This is a genomic window from Clostridium sp. (genome assembly GCF_051656525.1).
GTDB lineage: Bacteria > Bacillota > Clostridia > Clostridiales > Clostridiaceae > Clostridium.
Genome location: NZ_JBOGCC010000367.1, coordinates 1 through 19,394, shown reverse-complemented (window position 1 = coordinate 19,394; position 19,394 = coordinate 1). Strand labels below are relative to the sequence as shown.

Sequence of the window (19,394 nt, the reverse complement as noted above, 5' to 3'; positions counted from 1 at the left end):
TATTTATCCAACCTTGTTCTAATCTAGTTTGAATTCTAGATAAATCAACTTCTGCGATAATAGAAACCCCTTTAGCTATAACAGTAGCTTTTCCTTGAGCGCCACTCATTCCTCCAAGTCCTGATGTTACAAATAGTTTTCCCGCTAAATCTCCATCAGCAGGAACTCCACAGAAAAGTCTTCCTGCATTTAAAATTGTAGAATATGTACCGTGAACTATTCCTTGAGGACCAATGTACATCCATCCTCCTGCAGTCATCTGACCATAGTTAGCTACTCCAAGAGCTGCACCTCTTGCCCAGTTATCATAATCATCAAAAGCTCCAATCATAAGTCCATTAGTTATTATAACTCTAGGAGCTGAAGGATGTGATTTAAATAATCCTGTTGGATGCCCTGAAGCTACAACTAAAGTTTGGTCCATTGTTATATTTTCAAGATATTTTTTAATTAATCTATATTGCATCCAGTTTTGACAAACTTGTCCTGTTTCACCATAAGTCACAAGTTCATATGGATAAAGAGCTATATCAAAATCTAAATTATTATCTATCATAACTTGAATTGCTTTAGCATCAGTACATTTTCCTTTATATTCAAATATAGGTTTTCCATGAATATTTCCTGTAGGTCTAAATCTATATCCATATATTCTACCGTGAGTATGAAGCTCTTCTAAAAATTCAGGAGCTAGCATCTCATGGAATTCTTCTGGAATATATCTTAAAGCATTTTTTAGCGCTAATGCAATTTCATCTTTTTCTAAATGTACAACTCTTTTAGGAGCTCTTCTAATTTTAGGATCAAACTTAGGTGCTTCTAAAGGAATGTCATGGGCAGTTAACTTTAATAGTCATAGCATTAAAAATTTCTTGATTTAACATAATTTAAAACCTCCACACTTTATATTTTTAAAATGATTTTAATAATTAGATAAAAAAATTTTGATTACTTTCTGCTATTGTTAATACCTCAAAAAAAATAAAAAAAATAATATATATTTTAAATGCTAATCATTGAAAATAAAAACAAATACCTGTAATTAAGTATTTTCTTTTCTAAAATTTAATAAAAAAACTTTTCAAAAAAAATAGATATTGACTTTATTTTTTTTAAAAGGTATATACCCTAATTAAGTATTTATGTGATTAGTAAAATGTTTTTAATAATGAAATGATGTTTTTAAAAAAAACATTAGCATCAAAAGGAGGATTTAAAATGTGTGTTGTCTTAGGAGAAAATATTACGTTGAATGATGTCATAGAAGTAGCTAGAAATTTTAAAAAGGTTGAATTTTCTGAAAAATATATTAATCAAGTTAACAAATCTAGGAATCTTTTAGAAAAATGGGTCGATGAGAATAAAATTATGTATGGGATAACAACAGGATTTGGAACTCTTTGCAAAAATATAGTTGATAAATCAGATGCTAAACAGCTACAAAAAAATATAATTTTATCACATGCTGTATCTGTAGGAAAAAATTTAGAGATTGAAAAGGTAAGAGCTATTATGCTTTTAATTTTATTAAATTCTGGGTCAGGATATTCTGGAGTGAGATTAGAAACATTAGAGAGATATCGTTATTTTTTAAATAACAATATAATACCTTTTGTCCCAGGAGATGGATCAGTAGGATATTTAGGACCAGAAGCTCATATTGCAGCTGCGATTATTGGTATTGGTAAAATTTTTTATAACAATAAACTTTATGAAGCTAATGAATTATTTGAAATATTAAAAATAGAGAAGTTTGAATTTTCTTATAAAGAGGGGTTATCTTTAGTTAGTGGAACTACTTCGTCAACAGCATTAGCAGCATTAGCAACATTTGATTTAATTAATGCTGTAAAAGTTGCGGATATAATAGGAGCTTTTAATTTAGAGATTTCAAAGGGAACAATCAGAGCTTTTGATGAAAGATTGATGAGTGTAAGGCCACATGTAGATCAAAAAAATACAGCTGACAATGTTAGAAATATTTTAAAAGATTCTACATTAATAAAAGAATCATACCACTATCGATTACAAGATGCTTTGTCGTTGAGAGCTATTCCTCAAGCACATGGAGCAGTAAAAAAAACATTTTATGACGCTAAAAAAACAATTGAAATTGAACTTAATTCTTCTGTTGATAATCCAATAATATGGCATACCCAATTATCTGAGGTAGAAGAGTCTATTTCTGGATGTAATTGTGATTCTGGTTATGTCGGATTAGAAATGGATAGTTGCTGTATAGCTGCCACATATTTGGCTAAAATGTCAGAGCGTCGTAATAATAGATTAATCAATGGAAATCTTTCTGAATTTCCTTGGTTTTTAATAAAAAATCCTGGATTGAACTCAGGGCTAATGATACCTCAGTATACTCAAGCTGGATTGTTAAATGAGATGAGGATACTTTCAACTTCTTCGACTATTGATAACACACCTACATGTGGAGATCAAGAAGATTATGTAGCTATGGGATATACAGCCTGTAAAAAAGCAAACTCAATAGCTGATAAGCTTGAATATATATTAGCAATTGAACTTTTATCTGTATTTAGAGCAAACCAACTTTCTGATTCTAAAAATAATGTATCTAGAGTGACAAAAAAAGTTTTAAATTTTATAGGTCAAAATATTCCTAAAATGGATGAAGACATATATTTATACCCAATAATCGAAGAATTAAAATCATATATAAAAAGTGGAAAAATTTTAGAGATTGTAGAAACAGAAATAGGAAAATTAAAATAGGAGGAATTTTATGTCAGAAAAAGAAAAGGTTTTAGATTTAGACTCAATTAATAGTCCAAAAGAAGGAACGATAGGTTCTAATGAATCTCAAGAAGATGGAATAAGATGGGGAGTTTTTATTCCCGGTATTCTTTTTATGGGAGTTGCAGTTATCTTAGGAATTTTTAATTCAAATCTTCTTTCATCTATTGCGACTAATTTCTTTAATTGGTCTTTAGATAATTTTGGATGGCTTTATCAACTGGCTTCTATCTTAGCATTTATAATAGTTTTAGTAATAACTTTTTCAAAATTTGGAAATATAAGATTCGGTGGAAAAGATGCAAAGCCAAAGTACTCTTTTATGACTTGGTTTGCAATGGCTTTAACTGGAGGAATTGCAACTGGTATTGTAAACTGGGGGGTTAATGAACCACTTATTTACTTTGGAAATGTATATGGAGAATTAAATCAACTAGGGATTGAGCCAAATACTTCTGGAGCTGCAATATTTTCTATAGCTAGATGTTTTTATAACTGGACATTTATTCCTTATGCGATATATTCAGTAGCTGGATTAGCTGTAGCATATAATTATTTTAATAAAAAAGAAAAGTTAACAGTTACTGCTACTCTTAAGCCTCTTTTTGGTGAGAGAATAACTAAAGGTGTGCTAGCCGAAGTTATTGACACTTTATGTATGTTAGCTATCACATTAGGTTTAGCTTCTGGTTTAGGAACAGGGTTAGCTCTTGTTGCTTCTGGTTTGGAGCTGACTTATGGAATTCCAAAAACGCTTATTGTTTGGCTTGCCATTGGAGGCTTAACAACGATTATATTTACAGGAGCTTCTTATCTAGGAATTGATAAGGGAATTAAGGTGTTAGCAACATGGAATAGTAAAATTTTTTATATTTTATTAATTATATTATTTTTTACAGGGCCGATGGTTTATATTTTGAGAATATCAACAGCAGGTATGGCAGAGTGGCTTCATAATTTTTGGAGATGGGGATTAGATCCTATTGATATTGGAGGAGCTGCATTGACAAGATCATGGACTCTTTTTGACTGGTCAGTATGGATTGCTTATGCACCATTGATGGGATTATTTTTGGCTATGATTTCTTATGGTAGAACAATTCGTGAATTTATGATAATAAACTGGATTATGCCTTCTATTTTTGGATTAATATGGTTTTCTATTTGGGGTGGAACTGCTATTAATTGGCAATTAACAGGAAAAATTGATTTAATTAATACATTACAAACTCATGGAGCTGTGGCTGGTTTATGGCAATTTCTAAATAATTTCCCTTTTAAAATGGGAGTAGTTATAATTCCAATAATTATGATTACGCTAATAATATCTTTTGCTACAGCAGCAGATGCTATGACAACAACAATAGCTTCAATGTGTATGAAAAATATTGCAATTGGAGAGGAGCCACCAGCATTACAAAAAATATTATGGGGATTAATAATCGGATCTATATCTATTATCATGGCTGCATTTGGTGGCGGAGAGCAAGGAGTTGAAGGAGTTAAAGCTTTGGCTGCAGCTGGAGGATTTGCAGTATTATTTATCTTTATGCTTCAGTTGATTTCGATAATAAAGATGTTTTTCATTGATAAGATTGAGGAGTAGGAGGAAAAATATGTCACAAATTATTATGCTCGATGGTCAAAATTTAACGATAGATGATATTGAAAAAGTAGCCAAATTTGATTTTAAAATAGAGATTAAACCAGATGCTTTAGAAAAAGTAAAAAAAGGAAGACAACGAATATTTGATTTAGTTGATAGCGATATTCCTGTATATGGATTTAATACGGGTGTAGGATGGAATAAGGATAAAAAAGTCTTTAAAGATTTTTTTAATAAATACAATACCAACCTTATTTATTCTCACTCTTTAGGAGTTGAGCCATTTTGTTCGAGAGAAGAAGGAAGAGCTATTTTATTAACAAGGCTTAATACTTTTTTAGTTGGTTGTACTGGAGTTGCAGTAGAAATTGTTGAAATATATAAAAAACTTTTAAATTTGGATATAATTCCTTTGATACCTAAAAGAGGATCTGTGGGAGAGGCGGATATAACAAATCTGTCTCATATAGGATTAGTCTTAATTGGTGAGGGAGAAGTTTATTATAATAATGAAATTCGAAATTCAAAAGAAGTTTTTGATGAGATTAGTTTAGAAATGATAAGTTTAGGACCTAAAGATGGATTAGCTATAGTTAGCTCTAATGCTTTAGCTGCTGGAATAGGAGCTCTTGTATTAAAAGATATAGAGCGATTATTAGATTTAGCAGATGTTGTCTACTGTTTATCATTGGAAGGATTAAATGGGAATACTTCTCCTTTAGATATAGATTTATATAAGGCTAGAAATTATATTGGACAGAAAGTTAGCTTAAAGAATGTTACTAATTTACTAAAAAATAGTTCTATATATAATGCCGACTGGAAAAAACCTGTTCAGGATCCCCTATGTTTTAGGGGATCAGTACAAGTTAACGGAGCTGTTAGAGATGCTCTTAGATATTGTTTAGAGTTATTCAATATACAATTAAATTCTTCTGAAGATAATCCTTGTTTATTGCTAGATGAAAATAAATTATTATCGTGTTCTAATTATGAGTCGATTTCATGGGTTTTAGGATTCGAAAATTTAGGAGTTGCTTTATCACATTTATCTAAAAATAGCTGCTATAGAACTATAAAATTATCAAATCCAGAATTTACAAAGCTTCCTAGATTTTTGTCCCCAAAGGATAATGTTCTAGGTTACGCAACAATTCAAAAAGTTTTTACATCATTAGACACAGAAATTAGACATCTTTCTAATCCTGCTACTGCAGATTTTTATTCTTTAGCTGGGGATATTGAAGATCATGCAAATAATACTCCATATGTTGTAGATAAATTAAAGAAAATAGTTGATAATTTATATTACATTTTAGGTATTGAAGCTATGCATGCTGTTCAAGCAATTGATTTAAGAACTGATTGTATTTTAGGTAGCGGTAGTAAAAAGGCATATGAAAAGATAAGGGAAAGAGTACCTTTTTATGATGAAGACAGACCAATTTATAAAGATATTAGAACTATGTACGATTTAGTAAAATCAGAAAAATTTATTCATGAGATTTTGAATACGAATTAGGAGGACATTAACATGAAAATCATTGGGAAAAGTTATCCTATTCATGATGCTTATGGAAAGATAACAGGTAAAATAAAATATGTAGGAGATATGATTTTACCTAAAATGGCTTATGCAGTTATTATAACTAGCACTATCCCTCACGGAAAAATAATTTCAATAGATTCTAAAGAAGCATTAAAAATTGAAGGGGTTATTGATATTTTAACTCTATTCAATACAACAGATAAAAAGTATAGTAGATATAAAACAAGAGAGGATCAGAAAGTCGAATTAACAGAGCAAGTTTTTAATAATCATGTTAGATTTATTGGTGATAAAATAGGTGCAGTTATAGCTGAAAGTGAAGAGATTGCAAGAAGCGCTATTAAATTATTAAAAATTGAATATGAAGAATATCCTGCTGCATTTACTTGTGAAGAGGCTTTAAGTGGAAAAATTGATAATGTTTTTACGAGTGGTGTTGTTTGTGCATCAAATACTTATCAAAAAGAAAAGATAGTAATTGATAAAAATGAATGTATTGAAGTTTTCACTACAACAGAGTTACAAAGATTACATCATGCAGCAATGGAGACTCATGCATGTGTTGTAGATTATGATTACTCAAACGACAATATAATTGTTTATTCACCAAATCAAAGTGTATTTGGCTTAAGAACAACATTGTCTAATTTATTTGAAATTCCAAATCATAAAATTAGAGTTGTAAAGACAACAATGGGAGGATCTTTTGGAGCTAAACAAGAATGGATTGTTGAGCCTATAGCTTTAGCTTGTGTTTTGAAAATAAAAAGGCCTATTAAGTTAGTTTTAAATAGAGAGGAGTGCATGGTTTCAAGTGTTTCAAGAGCACCTATAAAAAATACGATAGCAACAACCTATAGTAAAGATGGACTTATTAAAAGTTTTGACGTTAACGTTTTAATAAATGCAGGAGCCTATGTAGGTAATTCTGTTCCTTATATAGCTACAATGCTTAGTAAATTTTCTAGAACTTATAGATATGATAATATAAATTATAATGCTCAAGCAATTATAACCAATACTCCAGTTTCAGGAGCTTTTAGAGGATGGACTGCTGCTGAAGCAGCTTTGACTATTGAACATAATTTAAATGAAGCTTCAAAGATATTAAATATTGATCCTTTGGAATTAAGATTAAAAAATTGTCTTTTAGAAGGAGACTTTGATGCGCAAACAGGGATTTCTTTAGGTTCAATTAAAATAAAAGAATGTTTAGAACTTGGAAGAGAAAAATTTCAATGGTATAAAAGAAAAGAAGAGTGTAATGATTTTAATAAAAAGAGCAAAAGATATAAAAGAGGAATTTCAGTAGCCTGTGGTGGTCATGTAAGTGGATTTTATCCAAAAGTTATAGACTATTCAAGAGTTGATTTAACTATGACTGATCATGGAAAGATAATTGCGAATATAACTTTACATGATCATGGATGTGGGACAATAACTGCTTTTAAGATGATAATAGCTGAAGTATTATCTTTAAATATTGATGATATAATAATTGGAGAAGGAGATACAGGAAAAACACCTTATGATTTAGGTTGTTATTCGAGCAGAACAACATATGTTGTGGGAAGAGCTACACAAAATTGCTCATTAAAATTAAAAACATTAATTTTAGAAATAGCATCTCGAATTTTAAAATTAGAAACTTCTAGCTTAGATATTGAAAATGGATGTGTTGTATCAAAGACCAATAATAATATAAAAATTTCTTTTCAAGATATTGCTTATCACTCAATGTTTATAGAGCAAAAAGAAATTTTTGTCTCTGAACATTATAAAAATGAGAGTAATCCAGGAACAACAGCAGCTCACTTTTCTGAGGTAGAAGTTGATACTTATACAGGGATGACTAAAGTTTTAAAATATATCGGAATCCATGATATAGGAAAAGTTATAAATAAGGAAATTTCTATAGCTCAAATTCAAGGAGCTATTTTAATGGGAATAGGTGGAGCTATTTCAGAAAAAATGTTAACTAATAACTTAGGTACAACTACTGGTAGTTTTAAAGATTATCATTTAATTAATTGTTATGAAATTCCTGATATGGATATATTTTTTATTGAAGGAGAAAAGACTGAGGGACCTTTTGGTGCAAAATCAATAGGTGAGGTAGCTATGGTTCCTGTTACCGCTGCGATTTCAGGAGCTATTAATAATGCTTTGAATTCATCCTTAGAAAAGATGCCTTTAAATCCAGACGCAATAGTTAAGTATTTACAGAAAAAAGGAGAGTAATAATGGAGTTAAATTTTATAGTAAATGAAAATAAAATAAAAATCAATGTTAATCCTGATAAAAGACTAATCGACATACTAAGAGAAGATCTTCAGTTAACAGGAACTAAAGAGGGATGTGCTGAAGGAGAATGTGGTGCTTGTACAGTAATTATCAATAAAAAAGCTGTTCATTCATGTTTAGTTCATGCAATTACCCTTGAAGGAAAAAATGTACTAACAATAGAGGGCCTTGAAAAAAATGGAGAAATAGATATCATACAAAAATATTTTTTAGAAGAGGTAGCTGTTCAATGTGGATACTGTACAACTGGAATGATTATGTCTACTAAGGCTTTATTATATAAAACATTAACTCCCACAGAAGAGGATATAAAGATAGCTCTTTCAGGAAATATTTGTCGTTGTTCAGGATATGTTCAAATTTTGAGTGCTGTAAAAAAAAGTGCTGAAAAGATGAGAGGTGATTTATAAATGATGAATTACTATGTTCCTAAAACTTTAGATGAACTATTTATAGCTTTGGAGAATATGACTTCTAAAAGTAAGATTATAGGTGGAGGAACTGATTTAGGAATTTGTTTAAATAAAAAACTTATAATTCCAGATGCGTTGCTTTATATAGGTAATATAAAAGAAAGCAAAGAGGTCTGCTTAAAAGATGAACACCTTGAAATTGGAGCTTCACTAACACACACAGATATTGAAAACAATGAAATTATTCTTAATAATTTTAAATGTTTAGCTGATGCTTCAAAGGATGTTGGATCATTACAAATAAGAAATAATGGCACTATAGGAGGAAATGTTGCTAATGCCTCTCCTGCTGGAGATTTAATTCCTGTGCTGTATATGTTAGATACTTTGGTAACTATAGTGACTTCAACAAAGGAGTTTGTGGATATTCCTATAAAGAATTTCATTATAAGTCCTGGAAAAATCAGATTAAATCCAAATGAGGTTATTTTAAAATTTAAAATTCCATTAAAAGAGAACTATAGAACCTCTTTTTTAAAACTAGGGTCTAGGAAAAAATTAACAATTTCTAGAATTGGATTATGTGTTGGAATGACTTTAGAAGAAAATATTATAAAAAATTGCGATATTGTTGTAGGAGCAATTTCTTTAAAGCCAGTAGTTTTAGATAGTGTTCAAAAATACTTAGTTGGTAAAAATTTGATAAATGATTTTGAGTATATAGAGAAAATAGTCTCTGAAAGATTATCCAAAACAATCATGGAGATTACTCCAGAAAAATTTGATCGAAATTATAAGGTCTGGGCTGCGAAAGGGATTGTTTGTGATATATTTGATCAACTTAGATTGATAAAATAAAAATGGGAGCCTCTCTAGAATTATTTTTTAGAGAGACTTTATTTTTTATAAAAAGTTTAACTAGCAAAATAATATGGATAAAATTATTTTGCATAAATATCTTTTAATGAGTATTCTTTTTTCTGGAAAGCATCGTATTTTTCTAAAAGTTCCAAAAAAATTTCAATATCTTTTTCAGTGTAATTTTCTAAAAATTTAGAAAGAAATTTAGCCATCTCAATATCATATTTTCTATGAGCTAAATCTAATTTTAATCCTTTTTCTGTGGGAAGAAATATTAGTTTTCTCTTATCAATTTCATCTTTTTCAATGGAAATCAACTCTTTTTCGACTAGTCTTTTTATAACTTGAGAAACAGAACTTTTGGTTCTAGATGTTTTTTCAGCAATCTCTGTTATTGTTTTTTCAGGGTTATCAATTATATATTTTAGTAAATGGACTTCTTTTTCATAATAACTATCTCCACCTTCAAAATATTGTCTTTGGCTTTGATCATAAGATGAATAAAAGTTAAAAATTTTCCCCATTGTACAAATAATCTCAAGGCATTGTTGTTCTTTATCCATAGTATCCCTCCAATTATTATTAATTCTTATGAAAATTATACAATAAATTTAAAAAAAAATCAAAAAAATAGTTAAGGTACTTGACTTTTTTTTATTTATGAAGTATAAATGTATCAAGAAATTAAAGTTAAGGTGCTTAACTATATTTATAGGAGGAGTTATGAATAAATTCGATATTTTAAAAGAACGAAAAAATACTAATTCAATTAAATGGGATTTTATTAATTTTATGTATCCTGATTTAAATCATGAGGTTTTGCCTTTGTGGGTTGCAGATATGGATTTTGAATGTTGTGATTCTATAGTTAATTCTTTAAAAGAAAGAGCTGAAAGTAAAATATATGGATACAGTTCCTTTGATGATGAGTATTACAATATTATAATAAAGTGGGTTAATAAAAAATATGGTTATTCTATTAGTAAAAATGAAATTTTTTATAGTCCAGGAATAGTTCCTGCATTAGGAATACTTATAAGAGCTTTAACAAAAGAAAAGGATGGAATAATAATACAATCACCAGTTTATTACCCATTTAAAAATATGATAATTAATAATCATAGAACAGTAGTTGAAAATAACTTAATAAATAAGAATGGATATTATGAAATCGACTTTGACGATTTAGAAGAAAAAGCCAAAAATCCTAACAATAAAATGCTTATTTTATGCAGTCCTCACAATCCTGTTGGCAGAGTTTGGAGTTCAAAAGAAATAGAAAAAATAGCAAATATATGTATTAAATATAATATTTATTTAATTTCAGATGAAATTCATTGTGATTTAATAAGAGAAGGAATATCATTTACTTCAATGGGAAAATTCAAAGAACTTTTAAAAAATCAGCTAGTTGTTTGCACTGCACCAAGTAAGTCATTTAATTTAGCTGGATTAAATCTTTCAAATGTATTTATTTTTAATGAATCTATAAAAGAACTTTGGAAAAACGAAATTACTAATAAAATGGCAGTTTCTAATCCTACACCATTTGCTATATCAGCAACAAAAGCAGCTTATACAAAAGGAGATGAATGGTTAAAAGAAGTTAATAAATATATAGATAATAATCTAATTTATTTAAAAGAGTTTTTAGATAAAAAGTTACCAAATGTTAAGTATTTAATTCCAGAAGGAACTTATTTAGCTTGGTTAGATTTTAATAGCTATGACTTAACTGATGAAGAATTAACAAATATATTTTTAAATGAAGCAAAAGTTGCTTTTGACGAAGGAAAATTATTTGGAAAAACTGGGGAAAAATTCCAAAGAATAAATGTGGCATGTCCAAGAGTAATATTAAAAGAAGCACTTGAAAAGATATATGAAGCTTTAAAAAGTAGATAATAAAGGTGGGGATAATATGAACTATTTTGATAATGAAGGTCTTAAGGAATATGTAGTAAATCTAAGAAGATATTTTCATGAAAATCCAGAGATTTCTGGATTTGAGATAAATACAACTAATAAGATAAAAAGTGAGTTAGAGAAATTTAATATTTCTTATCATGAATTAAATCCAACAACTGTAGTCGCTTGGCTAGGAGAAGGAGATAAAAAAATTGCATTAAGGGGAGATACAGATGCTCTTCCACTAGTTGAAGAAGGGGATAAAGAATATATCTCTAAAAACTTGGGAGCAATGCACGCATGTGGACATGATGGTCATATAGCGATGTTGTTAGGAGCTGCAAAATATTTAAAAGGTATCGAGAAAATTTTAAAAGGAAAAATTTATTTTTGTTTCCAACCAGCAGAAGAGATTGGAGGAGGAGCTAAAGAGATTTTAGATTTTTTAGATAAAGAGGGAGGAGTAAACGAGGTTTTTGGAATACATTTATGGTCTTTAATTCCAATTAATAAAATTTGTGTTTCTTCGGGGCCTAGAATGGCTAATGGAGATGGATTTTCAATAAAAGTTATAGGAAGAGGAGGCCATGGTTCAAGACCAGATCAATGTATTGATCCTCTAAAAATAGCTTCTAAAATCTTACTAGAAATAACATCAATCCCATCTAACCGTATATCAACTTTGGATCCATCCGTTGTTTCAGTAGGAAAAATATATGGAGGCAGCGCAGCAAATATAATTCCCAATGAAGCTTTTATTGAAGGAGGATTTAGAACTTTTTCTAAAAATTCGAGAGAAGAAATTGGTGAATTAATAAAAAAAATATCAAATAATATTGCTGATTATCACGGAGGGAAAGTTGAAGTTGAAATAAAGCGAGGAGTTCCTTGTGTTTATAATCATTTATCTTCTTCTGAAAATGCTAAAAATACTGTCAGTAAATTATTAGGAGAAGAGGCAATTTTTGAATTCGAACCTCTTTGTGCTTCAGAAAATTTTGGATTTTATACTGAAAAATATCCAGGATTAATGGCTTTTGTTGGGGCAGGAAATGAGAAAAAAGGGATAATTTACCCACATCATCATCCTCTTTTTGATATTGATGAAGATTCATTAATAAATGGAACTGCACTTTATTCTCAATATGCACTAGATTTTTTATTAAATTAGGAGGTTGTAGATTATGGAAAAAAATATAAATCTTCAAACTGAAAGTATTCAAGAAAATAAAAGTTTAGGCCTTTTAGGAGTTATAGAGAAAATTGGAAATAAAATGCCTCACCCATTAGCATTATTCATGTATATAATTGGTATTACAATGGTTTTATCTTTTATAGTAAATAAATTAGGAATAACTGCAGTTTCTCCAAGTACAGGAGATATTATAACAGTTAAAAATCTTATTAGTTTTGAAACTTTGATTGATTTTATGAAAAATTTAGTTCCAAATTTTCAAAAATTTCCTGTTTTAGGAACTGTTGTTGTATTAGCTACAGCTTCTGGTTTTGCTGAAAAAATTGGTTTTTTCAAAACAGTAATAGAAATGTTTTTAAAAGATACTAAAGGAAATACAGTTGTTTTTGTAGCAGCATTTATTGCAGCTTTAGGAAATATGTTTGGCGATTCAGCATTTTTAGTAATACCTTTAATTATTGCAGCATTATTTAAAGGCGTTAATAGAAATCCCATTGCGGGACTTTTATTAGGATATGCTTCTGTTGGAGGTGGATACGGAACTGCTATTATTCCAGGAGGATGGGATTTAGTATTAACTCCAATAACAATAGATTCAGCCAAATTAATAGATCCTAGTTTTGATATGACATATATGTCTGGATATTATTTTACTTTTATTTCAACTTTTTTAATAGCTATAACTTCATCTCTTGTTACAATTAAAGTTATTGAACCAAAATTAGGAAAATATATTCCCAATAACGAAGAAGATAAAGAAGAATCTGAGGAAAAGCTGACTCCTGAAAAAATATATGCTGGAAAAAAAGCTCTTCAAGGTCTAGGAGTTTTTATACTAGCAATAATTATTATGTGTATTCCTCAGTCTAGCCCTTTTAGAAGTTCAACAGGTTCATTAGTTTTTGGAGCTCCATTAATGGCATCATTGCAAACTCTAATTATACTGTTTTTCTTTATTCCTGCATTAATATATGCTAAATTAACTAAGCAAGTTAACAGCGTTAAAGATTTAGCAGCAGTTCTTTCTGAAGCTGTAAAAGGAGTAGCTCCATTTATTGTATTAGCTATTGTAATTAGTCAATTTTTATCATTTTTTTCGCAGTCAAATTTAGGAACTGTTTTAGCAATAAAAGGTGGAGAATTTTTAAAATCTTTATCAGTACCAACTTCCATTATTTGCTTATTATTTTTAATTTTAGTTTCTTTTATAAATATTTTTGTGGTTAGTGGATCGGCAAAGTATTTGATCTTTGGACCAATTTTTGTTCCAATGTTAATGCAATTGGGATTACATCCATCATTTACTCAAGTACTTTATAGAATGGGCGATGCTATGACAAATCATTTATCTCCTTTAAATGCATTCTTTGTAATTCTATTAACTTTAATTCAAAAATATGATAAAAATGTAGGAATGGGAACAATCTTTTCATATATGATTCCATATACGGTTGCATATTTTATAGCTATTAGTGTTTTTTCTTTATTATGGTTAGCTTTAGGATTTCCACCAGGTATTGGAAGTACAATATTTATTTAAGATTATTAGAAGAAAAATTGCATAAAGCTATACTAGAAGCTAAGGAATTAGCTATTAAAAACAGAAGTAGGGTAAATGATAAATAGAATTATTCTCCTTTTTGTGACAATAATATCTAAAATTTTTTAAGAATTAATTATAATTTAAAGCTTTGAAAATAAAGATGTCAAAAATGGTCAAGAAAATCCTTAGTGTTATATTATTCCCCTATTAGAAAATTTGTATTTGAGTTTTAAAAGGGAGTTTCTCAAATTTGAAAAACTCCCCTCAAAGATTTTATAAATTATCTCCGTTTGTTGCAATTACATTTTTATACCAATCAAATGATTTTTTCTTAGATCTTTTTAATGTTCCTTCTCCGTTATCATCTTTATCAACGTAGATAAACCCGTATCTTTTACTCATTTGACCAGTTCCAGCACTAACTAAATCTATACAACCCCAAGGAGTATAACCGATTAAATCTACTCCATCCTTTATTCCCTCTTTCATTTGTTCAATGTGCTGTCTTAAATAATCAATCCGATAGTCGTCGTTTATAGTTCCATCTTCTTCAACTTTATCTATAGCTCCAAGTCCATTTTCAACTATAAATAAAGGTTTTTCATATCTATCATAAAGTTCATTCATAGTTATCCTAAGACCAATAGGGTCAATTGTCCATCCCCATTCAGACTCTTTTAAATATGGATTGGCTATCGTTGCAAAAGCATTTCCAGACTTAATATTTTTCATAACTTCAGAATCAGCACTTCTAAGTCTACTAGAATAATAACTAAATCCAATATAGTCAACAGTATTTTCTTTTAATAATTTTTTTTCATCCTCAGTTATTTCTATTGATACCCCTAATTCCTTTAACATTCTCTTTGAATAGCTCGGGTATTCTCCTCTAGATTGAACATCAATAAAGAAATAATTTTCTCTATTGGCATCTTGAGCTGCTAATATATCTTTAGGGTTACATGTATTAGGATAAACAGTTCCAGCAGCTAACATACATCCTATTTTATTTTCAGAATCAATCTCATGTCCAATTTTAGTGGCTATAGCACTTGCTACTAATTGATGATGAGCACCTTGATACATAACTTGCTTTCTATTTTCTCTCTCTTCAAAAACTAATCCTCCACCAAAAGATGGAATATGTAAAATCATATTTATTTCGTTAAAAGTCATCCAATATTTAACTTTTCCCTTATATCTTTTAAATAAAACCTCACAATATTTTGTATAAAACTCAATTAATTTTTTATTTTTCCAACCACCATATTTTTTGGTTAGTTCTAAAGGCGTATCAAAGTGATTTATAGTAATTACAGGCTCAATGTTATTTTTTATAAGTTCGTCTATTAAAGCATCATAGAACTTTAAACCTTCTTCATTAGGTTCTAAATCGTCTCCATTTGGAAAAATTCTTGCCCAACATATTGATGTTCTTAAACATTTAAACCCCATCTCTTTAAAAAGAGCTATATCTTCCTTAAATTTGTGAAAAAAATCAATTGAAACATGTGATGGATAATATCCATAATCAATTTCCATAGTTTTTCTTACATCTGCTAATGCTTCTTTTCTTATTTTGGGACCACCTGGTAAAATATCCACAGGTGATAATCCTTTTCCACCGTCTAAATAACCTCCTTCACATTGATTTGCCGCTATTGCTCCACCCCATAAAAAGTTTTTAGGTATAATATTTTTCATTTCTTCTCCTCCAAATGTATGATATTTGATATATTTTACGATAAAGACAATACATCTTCCCCAGCTTTAACTTTTCCAAATTTTATTGGAATTATATTTTTATAATCAAAAGTGTTCGTTATAATAACTGGAGTTGAAATATCAAATCCCTTTTTAACAACTTTATCTTTTTCAAACTCAACTAAAACATCTCCAACTTGTATTGAATCCCCCTCTTTTACAAGAGATTTAAAATGCTCACCATTTAATCTTACTGTATCTATTCCTATATGAATTAGAATTTCTGTTCCATCTTTTGATTCAAGACCTATAGCGTGATTCGTTGCAAAAATAGATGCAACTGTTCCATTGATTGGAGACAAAATTTTTCCATTTTCAGGAATAATAGCAAATCCTTTTCCCAAACTTTCACTTGCAAAAGCCTCATCTTTAACTGCACTTAATTCTATAATTTCTCCATCTGCAATTGATTTTACTGTTGCCATAACTTCACCAATTTCAAGAGCTGGTTTCAATTCTTTTTTCTCTTTTTTTATTTTCTCTTTATTTTCATTTGGAATATCTTCAAATCCTACGACAAATATTCCAACAAAACCAACAACAAATGCAATACCACAAGCTATTAAAGCATGAATAACATTTGATGGTTTAATATCGCTAATAAATATTGCTATTGAAGCAAGACCAGGCATTCCTGTTGAATATCTTACTACTCCCATAAGTCCGCAATATAAACCCGCTAATCCACCAGCAATCATTATAGGAATTAATGGTTTTTTCAATTTTAATGTAACTCCATACATTGCAGGTTCTGTTATTCCAAATAGTGCTGAAAAACCTGAACTTCCAGCTAATTGTTTAAAATCTTTATTTTTAGTTTTCAACGCTACTGCTAAAATTGCTCCTCCATGAGCAATATTTGAAACCATCATTCCTGGACCTATAAAATTTTCAAATCCTTTTAGAGCTAATTCATTAAAACCAATTGGAATAATTGCCCAGTGCATTCCAATCATAACTAATAGCGGAGTAGTAGCACCTATTATTGCTGGAATTAACCATGGAGCAATAGTATTAATCTTATTTACTAATATTGCTAACCCTTCTCCAGTGATTGAACCTAATGGACCTAAAACTAAAAATACCAATGGAACCATAATCAAAATTGTTATTAAAGGTTTTAAAAAAAATCTTATTGGCTTTGGTGAAACTTTATCAGCAAAATTTTCAACATAAGACATAACAAATACAACTAAAATTATAGGAACTACTGAAGAGGCATAAGTCACAAGTTTCATTGGTAATCCTAAAAATGTCACTGCTTCTTTTGCATTAACTAAGGCCATGTAACTTGGATGGATCATAGCTCCACCTAATAACATTCCCATATATGGATTACATTTAAATTTCACTGCTGATGTGTACCCTAGTATAACTGGAAAGATAAAAAATATTGAATCTGCGGCAAAATTAAAAATATAATATGTTTGACTCTCTTTTGATAACCATCCAAAAGCACTAGCTATTATTAACACAACTTTTAACATTCCTGCAGCTGTTAGTGGTGGCATAATTGGTGTAAATATACCAGCTATTATTTCAAAAATACTTGTAAGTCCTTTCTTTTTATTATCTTGTTTATTATTTGAAACTACTAAATTACTATTTAATATTTCTTTATAAACATTTGATACATCACTACCTATTATGATTTGAAGTTGTCCATTACTATTTACAACTCCTATAATACCTTTTGTAGATTTCAAAGTTTGTAACTCTGCTTTAGAATCATCTTTTAAATTAAATCTTAATCTTGTTGCACAATGCGTAAAGTTAGAAATATTTTCTCCTCCACCAACATTTTTTATAATTATTTTTGCTAACTCTTGATACATTCGAATACCTCCATTTAATTTTATAAATGGGTCTTGCCTGAGAGAAAAATAAAAGACCTAAGAAAAATAAAGAGTTATTCCCTCTATTCTCTTAGGTCTTGCCTTCTTCAGTAACAATCCTGTTTTTTATTTAGTATCTTTTTTATAATTGAATATTAACATATAAAAATATTTTTGTCAAACATTTTTAGTTTTTTTCGTTCTTTAATTTTACAATTTGTAAAATTAACATAAGCATTTCGTCAATTGGAATACTGTATTTATATTTTCTTTCTATAAACTCTGTTACTTTTTCCATGCAGTAATGTTCTCTGGGATATTTCTTTGAAATTAATATATAAATATCATCATTTTTATTTCCTTCTTTTTCAACTTTTTGATTTATAACTTTTTGACCTAAAAATTTCAAATTATTTATGAAAGTATAATATGATAAAGAATCTTCATTTAAGTCTAAAAGTAAATTATATTTTACAATATTTAATATTTCATTTATTAATTTAGTAATATCTATAACATTTGGTATACTCTCTTTTAACTTTGCATTAATTATATGAGTTGCAATAAATGCAGCCTCGTCCTCTGGCATACTAACCTTTATCTCATCTTTAATAATATCTAGCGCAAATAGCCCTATTTGAAATTCTTCTTTATACAATCTTTTTATATCCCATAATAATCCATTAATAAGTTCACCTGAATTTAGAAATCTTTCTACAGACCGATGGATATGATCAGCTATAGCAATATAGATAATATCATTTATTTCTTTTTCAAAAACTTGGTTTGCTCTTTTTATTATTTTGTCTGTAATACGAATATACTCAATTGGTATTTCATCAAGAAGTGCTTTTAATCTAATTTTTGTTTCTTTATCTTTTGAAATAAAAATTTTTTCCACAAATTCTGAAGAAATTAAATCCCCAACTTTTTTTTTAAAAGCAATTCCGCATCCAACAACAATAATTTCTTCCCCTTTATCGTTACTTGAAATTGCAACGTTATTGTTTAAAATCTTTTTAATTTTCATTAATTCCCATCCCGTATTTTAAAGTTTGTTAAAACTATGATATTATATAATCTTTCTTTTTGCAATAATAATATCTAATATATTTTAAATATGTCTACAAACTTATTCTAACACCAAATGAACGCTACAAAACTTATGAAATTAAAAATTACTACAACTAATTTTTAATTTTATATACATATAATTTATTTGTTTTTTTAATTTTAAAAAAATTAAGATAAAATGGTAAGCTAGAAAAAATATGATGTGTATTTTCAAACTATTTCTTTATAAATTTCCATAAATCTCGTATTCTTTACAAAGTACGAGATTCAATGTATTGATTATTAATGTAAAAATCAATATATTAAAAATTATTCTTAAAATAGCGATAGTAAAACTATCAAAATACGAGAAAAAAATATAATAAAAAAATATACTCTATCTAAGTAAAAGATATAGTATATTTTTATTTATTCCTCATATTTTTATTATGGGACGATTTCTATTTCAATATTTTTTTAGCCTCTACAAATCTTTGGAATGCTGTAAACAATACCATAGCTGTAAATATATTTATTACAACTCCAGCGTTTTCTTTTAAAAGTATCATTAAACTCAACATTAAAAACCCTTCAGTT

The 19,394-nt window shown here is 28.7% G+C and carries 13 protein-coding genes and 1 pseudogene; 9 read left to right on the top strand and 5 right to left on the bottom strand.

The genetic code is table 11. The features are described 5' to 3' along the window. A pseudogene (locus ACRDDY_RS18155) lies at positions 1-829 on the bottom strand (urocanate hydratase); the annotation flags it as partial. A gap of 389 nt (positions 830-1,218) precedes the next feature. Here ACRDDY_RS18155 and ACRDDY_RS18150 point away from each other — a divergent pair. From ACRDDY_RS18150 to ACRDDY_RS18125, 6 genes are read left to right on the top strand one after another with little or no spacing between them, the layout of a single operon-like run. Then, positions 1,219-2,745 (top strand): HAL/PAL/TAL family ammonia-lyase, encoded by a 1,527-nt coding sequence (locus ACRDDY_RS18150; RefSeq protein ID WP_438566337.1) that lies wholly within the window; start codon positions 1,219-1,221, stop codon positions 2,743-2,745. A 10-nt stretch (positions 2,746-2,755) separates the two neighbouring features. Beyond that, positions 2,756-4,372 carry a BCCT family transporter gene (locus ACRDDY_RS18145; RefSeq protein ID WP_438566336.1) on the top strand — a complete coding sequence of 539 codons (1,617 nt, stop codon included), beginning with the start codon at positions 2,756-2,758 and terminating at the stop codon, positions 4,370-4,372. Positions 4,373-4,382: 10 nt separating this feature from the next. Beyond that, entirely contained in the window at positions 4,383-5,894 is a 1,512-nt protein-coding gene (locus tag ACRDDY_RS18140; protein WP_438566335.1) for an HAL/PAL/TAL family ammonia-lyase, read from the top strand. A gap of 12 nt (positions 5,895-5,906) precedes the next feature. Next, positions 5,907-8,162, top strand: coding sequence for a xanthine dehydrogenase family protein molybdopterin-binding subunit (locus tag ACRDDY_RS18135; RefSeq protein ID WP_438566334.1), 2,256 nt, complete (start codon positions 5,907-5,909; stop codon positions 8,160-8,162). Positions 8,163-8,164: 2 nt separating this feature from the next. After that, the gene (locus tag ACRDDY_RS18130) at positions 8,165-8,635 is read left to right on the top strand and encodes a (2Fe-2S)-binding protein (RefSeq protein ID WP_438566333.1); all 471 of its coding nucleotides are present in this window, start codon (positions 8,165-8,167) and stop codon (positions 8,633-8,635) included. Beyond that, complete coding sequence (locus ACRDDY_RS18125) at positions 8,636-9,496, top strand: FAD binding domain-containing protein (RefSeq protein ID WP_438566332.1); 861 nt, start codon at positions 8,636-8,638, stop codon at positions 9,494-9,496. Positions 9,497-9,579: 83 nt separating this feature from the next. On the opposite strand, the gene ACRDDY_RS18120 is transcribed toward ACRDDY_RS18125, so the two are convergent. Next, complete coding sequence (locus ACRDDY_RS18120) at positions 9,580-10,062, bottom strand: MarR family winged helix-turn-helix transcriptional regulator (protein ID WP_438507302.1); 483 nt, start codon at positions 10,060-10,062, stop codon at positions 9,580-9,582. Between the two features lie 160 nt (positions 10,063-10,222). On the opposite strand from ACRDDY_RS18120, the gene ACRDDY_RS18115 reads away from it, so the two are divergent. From ACRDDY_RS18115 to ACRDDY_RS18105, 3 genes are read left to right on the top strand one after another with little or no spacing between them, the layout of a single operon-like run. Beyond that, a complete protein-coding gene (locus ACRDDY_RS18115) occupies positions 10,223-11,404 on the top strand; it encodes a MalY/PatB family protein (RefSeq protein WP_438566331.1) in 1,182 nt (393 codons plus the stop codon). 16 nt (positions 11,405-11,420) lie between these two features. Then, positions 11,421-12,578, top strand: coding sequence for a M20 metallopeptidase family protein (locus tag ACRDDY_RS18110; protein WP_438566330.1), 1,158 nt, complete (start codon positions 11,421-11,423; stop codon positions 12,576-12,578). Positions 12,579-12,591: 13 nt separating this feature from the next. Continuing rightward, entirely contained in the window at positions 12,592-14,142 is a 1,551-nt protein-coding gene (locus ACRDDY_RS18105) for an AbgT family transporter (RefSeq protein WP_438566329.1), read from the top strand. Between the two features lie 276 nt (positions 14,143-14,418). Here the strand turns inward: ACRDDY_RS18105 and ACRDDY_RS18100 are convergent, their stop codons facing one another. The 3 genes from ACRDDY_RS18100 to licT all read right to left on the bottom strand — a co-directional run bounded on the left by ACRDDY_RS18100 (position 14,419) and on the right by licT (position 18,774). Continuing rightward, positions 14,419-15,849 (bottom strand): 6-phospho-beta-glucosidase, encoded by a 1,431-nt coding sequence (locus ACRDDY_RS18100; RefSeq protein WP_438566328.1) that lies wholly within the window; start codon positions 15,847-15,849, stop codon positions 14,419-14,421. Positions 15,850-15,884: 35 nt separating this feature from the next. Beyond that, positions 15,885-17,744, bottom strand: a complete 1,860-nt coding sequence (locus ACRDDY_RS18095; protein WP_438566327.1) for a beta-glucoside-specific PTS transporter subunit IIABC — start codon at positions 17,742-17,744, stop codon at positions 15,885-15,887. Between the two features lie 187 nt (positions 17,745-17,931). Beyond that, a complete protein-coding gene (gene licT, locus ACRDDY_RS18090) occupies positions 17,932-18,774 on the bottom strand; it encodes a BglG family transcription antiterminator LicT (RefSeq protein ID WP_438566326.1) in 843 nt (280 codons plus the stop codon). Between the last annotated feature and the right edge of the window lie 620 nt (positions 18,775-19,394).

Coding starts and splice junctions, on each gene's coding strand:
- ACRDDY_RS18150 (WP_438566337.1), top strand. CDS start 1,219: ATGTGTGTTGTCTTAGGAGAAAATATTACGTTGAATGATGTCATAGAA.
- ACRDDY_RS18145 (WP_438566336.1), top strand. CDS start 2,756: ATGTCAGAAAAAGAAAAGGTTTTAGATTTAGACTCAATTAATAGTCCA.
- ACRDDY_RS18140 (WP_438566335.1), top strand. CDS start 4,383: ATGTCACAAATTATTATGCTCGATGGTCAAAATTTAACGATAGATGAT.
- ACRDDY_RS18135 (WP_438566334.1), top strand. CDS start 5,907: ATGAAAATCATTGGGAAAAGTTATCCTATTCATGATGCTTATGGAAAG.
- ACRDDY_RS18130 (WP_438566333.1), top strand. CDS start 8,165: ATGGAGTTAAATTTTATAGTAAATGAAAATAAAATAAAAATCAATGTT.
- ACRDDY_RS18125 (WP_438566332.1), top strand. CDS start 8,636: ATGATGAATTACTATGTTCCTAAAACTTTAGATGAACTATTTATAGCT.
- ACRDDY_RS18120 (WP_438507302.1), bottom strand. CDS start 10,062: ATGGATAAAGAACAACAATGCCTTGAGATTATTTGTACAATGGGGAAA.
- ACRDDY_RS18115 (WP_438566331.1), top strand. CDS start 10,223: ATGAATAAATTCGATATTTTAAAAGAACGAAAAAATACTAATTCAATT.
- ACRDDY_RS18110 (WP_438566330.1), top strand. CDS start 11,421: ATGAACTATTTTGATAATGAAGGTCTTAAGGAATATGTAGTAAATCTA.
- ACRDDY_RS18105 (WP_438566329.1), top strand. CDS start 12,592: ATGGAAAAAAATATAAATCTTCAAACTGAAAGTATTCAAGAAAATAAA.
- ACRDDY_RS18100 (WP_438566328.1), bottom strand. CDS start 15,849: ATGAAAAATATTATACCTAAAAACTTTTTATGGGGTGGAGCAATAGCG.
- ACRDDY_RS18095 (WP_438566327.1), bottom strand. CDS start 17,744: ATGTATCAAGAGTTAGCAAAAATAATTATAAAAAATGTTGGTGGAGGA.
- licT (WP_438566326.1), bottom strand. CDS start 18,774: ATGAAAATTAAAAAGATTTTAAACAATAACGTTGCAATTTCAAGTAAC.